The organism is Streptomyces phytophilus, assembly GCF_013870535.1.
GTDB classification, from domain to species: domain Bacteria; phylum Actinomycetota; class Actinomycetes; order Streptomycetales; family Streptomycetaceae; genus Streptomyces; species Streptomyces phytophilus.
Window position 1 is genome coordinate 1 of the sequence record NZ_JACBXC010001526.1, and the last position, 1280, is coordinate 1280.

At 75.2% G+C, this 1280-nt stretch carries 1 protein-coding gene; it reads left to right on the forward strand.

The genetic code is table 11. The features are described 5' to 3' along the window. Window positions 1–1280, forward strand: a 1280-nt coding sequence (locus H5J30_RS33955) for a protein kinase domain-containing protein (RefSeq protein WP_181791654.1), incomplete at both ends; no start/stop codon positions are given.

Consider the following 1280-nt stretch of genomic DNA (forward strand, 5'->3'; position numbering starts at 1 on the left):
TGATCCCGGCCGGCCTGCTCCGGTCGTTCGTCAGGTCCGCCGTGTCGGCGACGGACGCGGGGCACTCCAGGGGCTCCGTGCCCGGGGCCGGGCGGTACTGCGAGGACTGCGGCGAGCGCGTGGGCCGCCGCGGGCTGTCCGCCGGGTACTGCCCCGCCTGCGGGCACGCCTATTCGCTCGCTCCCCGGCTGGCCGCGGGCGACGTCGTCGGCGAGCGGTACGAGGTCGTGGGGCCGCTGGCGCGGGGCGGCCGGGGATGGGTCTATCTGGCCCGGGACGTGCGCCTGGGCAACCGGCCCGTGGTGCTGAAGGGGGACGCCGGGGCCTCGATGCACGGCGGTTACGGCCTGAGCCACGAACGGGGCGTCCTGGCCGGGCTCGATCATCCGGACATCGTGCGCATCCTCGACTTCGCCCCCCGTACCGCCGGGGGAGGGGAGTCGGAGAAATACCTCGTCATCGAGTACGTGCCGGGCCCCACCCTGAGCGAGCTGATCAGGGACGCGCGGGCGGGCCGGCTGCCGCTGCTCCCCGAGCAGGCGGTCGCCTGCACGCTCCAGATCCTCGGGGTGCTGGACCACCTGCACGGCGAGGGGCTCGTGCACGGCGACATGAAGCCCTCCAACGTGATGCTGAGCGGGGGCAGGGTCAAGGTCATCGACTTCGGTGCCGTGCGCCGTACCGACGACGAGTCCCGGTCGTTCGTCGCCACGTACGCCTACATGGCGCCCGAGGTGGGAACCGGGGACGGGTACTCGGTCCCCGGCGTGCAGTCCGACGTCTACGCCGTGGGCCGGACCCTGCAGGAGCTGGCCAAGGCGTGCGACGTACCGGAGGAGGGCGCCGGCGCGGCGGAGTCGCTGCACCTCCTCGTCAGGCGCGCGACCGCACCCGACCCCGTGGACCGGTTCCGTTCCTGCGCCGAGATGGCCGGCCAACTGGAGGGCGTGCTGCGCCAGTTGCTCGGAGAGGTGGACGACGTCCCGCGCCCGTGGCCCTCCCGGTCGTTCCACCGCCTCACGGGCTCCGCCGTGACCGAGCCCCCGCCGAGCCCGTACGCGTGCGCCCTTGCCCTGCCCGCGCCGCTCCCCGATCCCGCGGCGCCGGACCGGCCCGACCCGTCGTCCTCCCGCTCCGCCGAGCTGCGCCCCTGGGCCGGGGCCTGGCACGCCGGGAAGGCGGCGCTGACGGCGAACGACGTCGACGCGGCGTACCGGCACTTCACCCACGTGCGCACGCTGCTCCCCGGGGAGGCCGCGCCGCAGCTGGCGCTGAGCCGG